Raw genomic sequence first — 7,960 nt, 5'->3', positions numbered from 1 at the left:
CATCCCAGCCGAAGGCTCACAGACGCCTACTTCAGTGGGCGGAACTCACGGGCAAAATACGTAAATACGCCGTTTAGGGGAGGACACTCTGAAAGTGGATTGTTAATGAAGATCGTTGCTCTGTTCGAGACGAAAAAGCTCGTGAAAACTTCGGGATTTTAAGGCATATTCCTCTGAACTTGATCCGCCTGAATAAAAGTCTTAAAGGTGGAGTCGGGCCTAAACGTAAGATGGCTGCCTGGAATCCTAAAAATCTACTGGCGATTCTTGCTTCCTAAAAACAAATGCGGTTCCCCTGGTTTAAGGAGGCCATTGATAAGCTCGAGCTCTTTGTGGCGATAGACTTCTCGATGAGCCCGACTTGCGACTACGCTGACGTGGTGCTTCCCGCCCCCACTTTTTGGGAGAAGCATGACTTAGTGGGCACGGATCCCTATCTGCAGCTCCAGTAGCCCGTTGTCTCGCCGCAGTACGACAGTAAGAGCGAGTTCTGGATGGTTCGTGAGCTACTCAAACGCATTAACCCTGAAAAAGCATGCTACTTTGACATGACGGAGCTGGAGACAATCGAGCAGCTCCTCAAGACGGGCGGGAAGGAGACCGCACGATCCTGGGAATTGGTATTCTCGCCCTCAAGGGATTACTCTCCTAAAAACACATAAAATGCGGGAGAGCTACTGGCTCTCCCTCATTTTCCGGTATGGCGCAATCGCATCTCCGCACCCACACGGGTGATCTCAGCGGGGCTAAGAACCTCGATGGCTAGGGGAAAGACAAAGGTCTCCTCCAGAAGAATATGGGCACGATAGAGCTCCTGAAGTGACTCCAGCGACGCCACCAGCGACACGCGATCGTCCCCACTTAGATGCCCCGCGCTGAGCCAGCGGTGCCCCAGTACTTCGGCGGCAGCATGCTCCTCATGAGCAAGCTGGTGGTCGCGGTCTAGGTGATCCAGAGTCTCCAGCGCCATCTGAACCCGTAGCTTGTTTGCATGGGCACGTAATCGAGGAAAGAGGGACTCGTCTTCGTCGGAGGTGTGCAGTTGTCCAGAGTGCGCGAAGTAGCGCAGTGCGGCGACAAGCTGACCGCGATCCTCCGCGTTTAGGTGCTCGCTGGCATTCTTTGCGACATCCAAAAAGCTCTCCAGAAACTGCTCAATGCGCCTATGGCAGTCGGAGAGCATTCGTACAGGCTCATCGAAGCCCGCTGCGGGGAGGGCACCAAGCTGAATCATGGCTTCACTCCTTGCCTGGCAAGTGCACGGGGGAAGAGCAGATGGTTCTCCAAATGGACGTGCTGGTGCATGTCCCACTCCAGAGTCGCTAGGCCGTCCAGAAGCGCTCGGAATGTCCCGCAGGCTTGTGGCGGTGTGATGTAGCCGCCAGTGAGGGCACGAAACTGCACCAGTGCATCGCCTGCCGCCTCATGCTCCGTCTCCATCACAGCAATGGGCTCGGCCAGGCCAGTGGTGTGCGCCTCGATGCTAGGGGCCGCCTCGTTACGCCGAATCCAGGGAAAGAGCATCATCTCCTCTTTGGCCATGTGCTGCTCCAGATCCACCCTGAAATCCGTAAAGAGAGTCTGAAGCTCGGCGAGGTAGGGGACATGCTTTCCGTGGGCGGCGACCACTTTGTCCAGAAGAATACTCAAGCGCGGGAGCTCCGTGTGCAAATACGCGTGGTGTGTCTGCTCGATATGATTTGCCAGCTCGGTAAGGGGCATGTTTGTGGGATCGAGCTCGCTCTGATTTTTTGATTGGTCGCAGGCATGGATCTCCCTCAGAACGGATTCAATACAAAGCTCTTTTCGAGTGCAGGCATCCCGCAGAGTCGCTTTTCCGCCACAGCAGTAATCCAGCTCGAACTTCTCAAGAACGCGAGAGCGTGCGGGGTTCTCCACAACTAGCTCCCCCAGGGTTTTTGTCCATTCTGTCATTTCGCATCTCCTGCCACCCAGCAGCACTTCCGGCTCCAGGGTGTACAGGTTTATCTAATCGGACAGAATTATCCGACACATCTCCCAAATGACAGATTCATGAAAAAAGCTCGCAGTTCTTGCTCTTTTCGTTTATCTATGTCGCATGGGTTGACGACCTGGTTTCTTGCCTAGAGTACTCAGCGCGGCTTTGAAGCCCTCCGCAAGTTGCAGTGCGGGGCCTGTGCCAAAGTAGTGCAGAAAGATCATTTTGGGGCTCTCAAACAGCATGTGATGGTGCAGCGCGACAACTTCCAGCCCCGCCTTGCGAAGAATGGGAATTACTAAGTTAACCTCACGCTCCAGCATGGCAATGTCTCCGGCGATGTGCGCCTTCTCCATGGTTCCCGCGAAGGATGCCCAGGAGTTCAGCCCGATTGCGGCTGTCATCTCGACGTTCATATCCATGATGGTGAGGTCCGCACGGCCCACCGTGTACTTGATGGTCGCCCCGTTGGGAGTTGCTTTGTAGCCTACTAGCGCATCGAGGGCGGGTATGTCAAAAGCCGGGATGGGTGGCGTTGCGCCCGGGTTTGGTTTGGGCTGGTTGGCGGGGTGCAGCGGCGAGGGCTGAATCGCGGCCAGATAGCGCCGGGCCAGCTCCCCCGCATCGGTGCCCATACCGTGTAGGTGCATGTAGAAGACACGCGGCTCCTCGTAGAAAAAGTGGTTGTGCACCGCCGCAATCTCCAGGCCGTTGGCAATGGCACCATCCATGACGCCTGCCACTTCGTGTTGCAGAAGAACCGTGTCGCTCATCACCATGAGCTGCTTGCCGTCGCGGGTGCGCTTGAAGCTGACCCAGCCACCGAAGCCAAAGGGAATCGGGATCGGTTCCCCTTGGATCGTGATCTTGAGATCGTTGCGAGGAAGCGGGATCGTGTAGAGAGCTTCGTTTTCGACGCTACGGCCTTTTTTACCAAAGGCTGTCTCAATGGCACTGATCTCCTCGGGAGTGAGCATCTTGGTTGGCTTGGCGAGTGCCGCCGCCGGGTAAGCGGCTATGCCTAAACCGACCGTCGTTAAAATATTTCTTCGGGTGAGTTGCATTTGTCTGTTTTACTTTCTTGGGTCTGTACGAATGTCTAGTTTCTGCTCGACTATCTTGCCATCCACGGTAAGCCGTAGTGTGTAGGTTCCAGGAGCCACCCAGGCTCCTTTGGCACACGGCATCACCGCGCGCACCTAGCCCCGGAAAGGCCGTGTTTTGGGCAAGAGAAATGCCGCCCTCGCCGCCGCATTCTCCGAGAGCGTGTGAGGATAGAGCCCCTCAATGGCGTACTGCACCTGAATCCGCCGATCCGTGATGGCTTTGGACTGCACCTGCGCCTCGGCTCGCTTCTGCGTGGCGGTCTGCTGCGCGGCGGCTTGCTCGCTCTGGGCATCCGTCCAGACGCTCAGTGCCTGCGCCGCCTGCGCCACAAAGGCTGCCCCCAGACCCGGCAGGCTCTCCGTGCTCAGGTGCGACAAGATCCCCGGTGCGTACTGTGCCAGCACGGCGCGGCTGTCCAGTAGATTGATCCCGATTCCGTACTGTGCTAGCTTGTGAGCGTTCTCTGGGTCGCGGGCAAATTTCTGGCTTGCCGCTGCCTGAATCCTGCGCAGAACCGCGATGAGCGCTTTGTGTGCCACCCCCTCAGCGGTCGTGCGGCCTTTGTGGTCTTGGTCGGCATCGAAGGCATCATCGAGTGTTTGGTGGCAGGTTGCCGTGTCGGCTCTGAGGGTCGCCACAAACGCGGGGGTGATCTCCACGGCCTCTAACTGCGCTGTAAACGGCTCTCTCTGCGCCGCCTGAGCAATTGTCTCCGTTGCCTGAAGGCTCTTGAGAGTGACCGCATTCAGTGCGTTTCGTTTCTGTTTCATTGACTGTGTTTTTGTGTTCATTTTTATCTCTCCCTGATATGCTAGCTAAGTTTCCTGACATGGTTTTAGTACTCCCTGATATGTTTACTAAGTTCCTTGACATGATCACTAAATTTTCTTGCTTAGTTATTGTACTACCCTGTTGATCGATAGATGTACCCAGCCCGATTTGAGACTAAGAAGAACCGCCACAGTACGGTCGTGTGTGCCAAGACGATGGTTGATTCTGGCTAGCTGGGTTTTGACAGTGCAGGCAGAGACCCCAAGATGCTCTGCTAATGCCTGATCCGTGGCAATTTCTTGATCCACCATGAGTTGCAAAATCTCAAGTTGGCTTTTCGTGAGTGGGCATTCTTTTGCTAATAAGTGCTCTTTAAGAGCGGAAAACGGCATTGCTTCTCTCCTATAAACAACGAATAAAGCGCTGAAGCCTAGAGCCTAGAGCCTAGAGCCTAGAGTATTGTAGAGTCTTATGAGCGTTTCTGTCAATGAAGCCAGATTTTTATTTTTCAGACTGAAAATGTCTACTTTTGGATGACGCAGTAGAGTATATTTCTGCTATACTATAGGTACGCGTTTCTCTTGTAAGAGAGGAACTGGTGAAGTGTTTTTTGGGGAGATGGGTCATCGGTTAGGATGCATTCACTGTGTGTTCGACGAGAATATTGAGACGAGTAATTTTTGGCTCTTGTAGAATGAGGTAGAGTAGCTATGAATGACTATTTTTGTGGACGGATACAGAAAATACATCTATACTTAGATGAGGTTAAGACAAATATGGGATTGCATTTTAATTTTCCTGCATTTTCTAAAATATGCATGTACTACATTGTAGTATGCGCTTTTATTTTGTTCCCTGGGAAAAGTTTTGCAGGACAAAATAGTGGTGGGAAATGGGAAATCCGGGTTGTCGTTACGCCTGGTGGAATGCATGGGGCTTTATCGGGTGGTAACGTTTCTAATGCTATTAATATTACAGGTGGTAATGGCAGTGGAGGCATGACTGATTTTGTGGGTAGCCATCCTTTTGGTGGTCCATTAACGGTCGAAACTGGGGGGAAATTTTCTTTAAACTTTGAGTCTTCCGCATTTGCAATGCACGATCTCACCTTGCCCTATTTAGAGACACCTGCTTATGCTGAGGCATCAGTGAGTGGAACATTTAAAGTATTCTTTATTTGGCTACCCGAGAATGGCAATCTGAGTGAAGACCCTCCCCCTTCCGAAGTGATTTTCCGTACGGAGAACGAATGGGGAGCAAAACCACCTAAAGGAAATGGTACTGTTGGATGGGGAGCAAATAACTGGATACCAGCAGGTTATGTCCTGAAAGGAGGATCTAGTGTTACAAATAGCGTGCAATTAGGAGATATAACAGGTACTTGGACAAGATTTATTGTAATACCTGGTCAGCCCGAGGAAAAAGAATCTGGATCCCCTAATGGTGCAAATCCGTGGGGAGGCACTGCTTCTGTTCATGTAAATCCTACGACTGGTATTGGTGTTTATGAATTTAATTTCGGATTAAGTACTGTTGCCAATGCTTTTGTTTATCTCGATCCTGTAGCAGGACCGACATCATTATTTAATTGTGGAACCTTGTTCGATGGAGTGTTTTCTGATTCTCTTTCAGTACCAGCTCCCTATGCCTATGCTGTTGCATATGGCCGTGCAGTTATGAGGATTGGGTTTCAAATTGAGGGTAAAGATAATGGAAAAGGCATTGCAAATTATACGGGGAAAGCGAGTGATCCCTCTTACACACGCTGGGTGCCACTGGCCTTCTCGCCTAATTTAAATTCGCAACCATTTCGTACACAGCAAGGAGCTCTTCCAAAGCCGTGGGGGAATATTGACTGTCTCTATTCGATTCGTCAGCGTCAGGAAAATAATGCGGATAATCCCGGACAGATCATTAAGTACTGGCACCCTGAGGTCAATGGTTCTGCCATATCGAGTTCGGGGGCATGGACGGTTGTCTATGATGCAAATGGAGATCGGCTTTGCTGGCTATTTGGATCTATCCCTGAGCCGGGGGTGAAATCGGAGCTTGTTGGAACAGAGCTGCGGCATGCAGGCCCTCCTGGGGCAATGCGTCAGCGGGGCAACTATACCTATAAGTTTAGTAGCGAAGGGAACCTACTCTGGTTCAAAGATGACCATGGGAATCAGCAGACACTGACTTGGGTTCCTAATGGAAACCTCTATGTGAGCGATTCTTCCTCGGGGCGCTCCCTGCTCTTTGAGCGATTCCCTGGAGGTATTTCTACCGCGTGACGGCTCAGGGAATCCTTCCCACGATTACTTATTTGGATATTGATGGGGGGGGGCATCTGACTCGTCTGATGGTCGCTTATCCCAATGGTACTTACGACCGAGACGATTCGTGGGCTTATGGTGGCCCGAATGGTGACTCCATCATTACGGAGTTTGTTGGTGGGCTGACTCGAACCAATACCTGGATTTCCGCACCCTATAAAGACTACAATGAGATGGTAACTCCCCGTCTCTCAAGCTTTACACTGGGGGATACGAATGATACTTCCAGCGCTGATCAGGGTGTTGCGGGGACTTACCAAGTAAATTTAGGCACGGCGACTTTAGGATATGGATCCTTTGGGGTTCGCTCACGAACTTTCTCTATCACGGATCCGCTGGGGGCAACCTGGAAAGAGATTCTTGGCGCTGGGGCAAACTGGCTAGATAACTCGTACCATGAAACTATTCTCCGAAGTCGGCATGTTGAGGGGCCTGACTACACAGGGACGCCACTAAACTCGAACCATAGTACGATGGTTTTCTTGCCAGAGATGCGCAATCCCACTGAGATTACGCTGACCGATGCATTTGATATGGTCTGGAAGGCGTTCTTTGATTCCTTTGGCAATGTCTCCAAGACACGGAATCCATTTGGGCAGGAGTGGGAGTTTACGTACTCCACCGATGGAAAAAATCTGACGCAGGTCAAAGACCCGACCAATATCACGACAAATTACATATATGGACAGTTTGGTTATCTGCCCTCGCGTCTGACGAGCATTCTGGATCATGCCAATGTGGAGCAGTTACGTCTGGGGTGGAACAGTTTTGGTCAGCTTGAGCAGTTAATCACTCTACCGACGACAGCCGCCAGTGGTTTTGAAGAAACTACCACACTGGAATACTTCAACACGACCGGCGATCTAAAGTCGGTGATTGATCCCTTGGGAGGGCGGATTGACATCATCAATGTGGATGGGCTGGGCGATCCCATTATGCTTGGCCTTTATCCGCTGACAGGTTCCTCGGTGACGGAGCCGCATCCCCTGGTGACTTCGCTTGAGTGGACGGCAGCGCAGGATGTTAAGTCGGTTCTCTTTCCCAACGGTCTCAAGCTTGAGCATACGATCAACCCTAAAGGCCAGCGGACAAAATCACAGGTGAAGAACTCTGGTGGGACCCTGCTAGGGCAGTTCGACTTCGAGTACGACACGCGAGGGCGTCTGCACCATGCCTACGATAGTATCGGCGATCTCTTCAAAATCAAGTTCGATACTGCGGGTAACCTGACCAGGAGCATTGATGGCAATGACCACGCAACGGTTCTAACCTACGGGCTTGCGGGGGATGTGAGTGGGATAACCACGCCTACAGGTCGGCAAGCATCCTTTACCTATGACCGGGATGGTAGCCCGAAGTCCATCACGGATGCTCGGCAGATCACGACAAATTTTGGCTATGACTCTGCGGGACGGCCTGAGGTAACGTGGGTTACGGGGCAGCCCAATGAGATGGTTGTCAATCACTACGACAATGCGGGGCGGCTCACACTGGTCAATACTCCCACGGGCAAGAGTGTTGCGTTTGCTTACAATCATGCCAATAAGTGGCTCACCAGCGTGACAACCACGATGCCACTGGGAGGAGTCTATAGCCGCGTCCATACTGTCAGCTATACTTACTATCCCGATGGCAAGCGGCAGACCATGACCACGCAGGCTACGGGGGTAGCGGCGACGACCACCGGCTATACCTACGATAAAAACGGGCGAATGAAGACCCTGACAGCTCCGGGTGGCGCGGTCACAAGCTGGAACTACGACTTTATCGGGCGTCCGCTCTCGCAAATAACGCTTTATTCGGG

Annotated in this window: 8 protein-coding genes; 3 read left to right on the top strand and 5 right to left on the bottom strand. The window is 52.3% G+C overall.

Annotated features, from left to right (window positions below):
* Positions 1 to 284 precede the first annotated feature (284 nt).
* Positions 285 to 452, top strand: a complete 168-nt coding sequence (locus tag ACH2EH_RS24315) for a molybdopterin-dependent oxidoreductase (protein ID WP_395145894.1) — start codon at positions 285 to 287, stop codon at positions 450 to 452.
* A 236-nt stretch (positions 453 to 688) separates the two neighbouring features.
* Here ACH2EH_RS24315 and ACH2EH_RS24310 read toward each other — a convergent pair whose 3' ends face one another.
* The 5 genes from ACH2EH_RS24310 to ACH2EH_RS24290 all read right to left on the bottom strand — a co-directional run bounded on the left by ACH2EH_RS24310 (position 689) and on the right by ACH2EH_RS24290 (position 4,230).
* Positions 689 to 1,234 (bottom strand): hemerythrin domain-containing protein, encoded by a 546-nt coding sequence (locus ACH2EH_RS24310; protein WP_395145892.1) that lies wholly within the window; start codon positions 1,232 to 1,234, stop codon positions 689 to 691.
* Positions 1,231 to 1,935, bottom strand: a complete 705-nt coding sequence (ric, locus tag ACH2EH_RS24305) for an iron-sulfur cluster repair di-iron protein (RefSeq protein WP_395145891.1) — start codon at positions 1,933 to 1,935, stop codon at positions 1,231 to 1,233. The genes ACH2EH_RS24310 and ric overlap by 4 nt, the downstream gene beginning before the upstream one ends.
* A gap of 132 nt (positions 1,936 to 2,067) precedes the next feature.
* Positions 2,068 to 3,024, bottom strand: a complete 957-nt coding sequence (locus ACH2EH_RS24300) for a DUF1259 domain-containing protein (protein WP_395145889.1) — start codon at positions 3,022 to 3,024, stop codon at positions 2,068 to 2,070.
* 135 nt (positions 3,025 to 3,159) lie between these two features.
* The gene (locus ACH2EH_RS24295; protein WP_395145887.1) at positions 3,160 to 3,837 is read right to left on the bottom strand and encodes a hypothetical protein; all 678 of its coding nucleotides are present in this window, start codon (positions 3,835 to 3,837) and stop codon (positions 3,160 to 3,162) included.
* Between the two features lie 126 nt (positions 3,838 to 3,963).
* Positions 3,964 to 4,230 carry a LuxR C-terminal-related transcriptional regulator gene (locus tag ACH2EH_RS24290; RefSeq protein ID WP_395088352.1) on the bottom strand — a complete coding sequence of 89 codons (267 nt, stop codon included), beginning with the start codon at positions 4,228 to 4,230 and terminating at the stop codon, positions 3,964 to 3,966.
* 318 nt (positions 4,231 to 4,548) lie between these two features.
* Between ACH2EH_RS24290 and ACH2EH_RS24285 the strand changes: the two genes are divergently transcribed.
* The gene (locus tag ACH2EH_RS24285; protein ID WP_395145885.1) at positions 4,549 to 6,114 is read left to right on the top strand and encodes a hypothetical protein; all 1,566 of its coding nucleotides are present in this window, start codon (positions 4,549 to 4,551) and stop codon (positions 6,112 to 6,114) included.
* Positions 6,111 to 7,960: hypothetical protein (locus ACH2EH_RS24280; RefSeq protein WP_395145884.1), on the top strand; the 1,850-nt coding region annotated here is incomplete at its 3' end. The genes ACH2EH_RS24285 and ACH2EH_RS24280, both read left to right, overlap by 4 nt.

Source organism: Armatimonas sp. (assembly GCF_043760365.1).
Taxonomy (GTDB): Bacteria; Armatimonadota; Armatimonadia; order Armatimonadales; family Armatimonadaceae; genus Armatimonas.
Note: the sequence above shows the minus strand (reverse complement) of the source record. Positions and strands in the feature narration are given on the sequence as shown.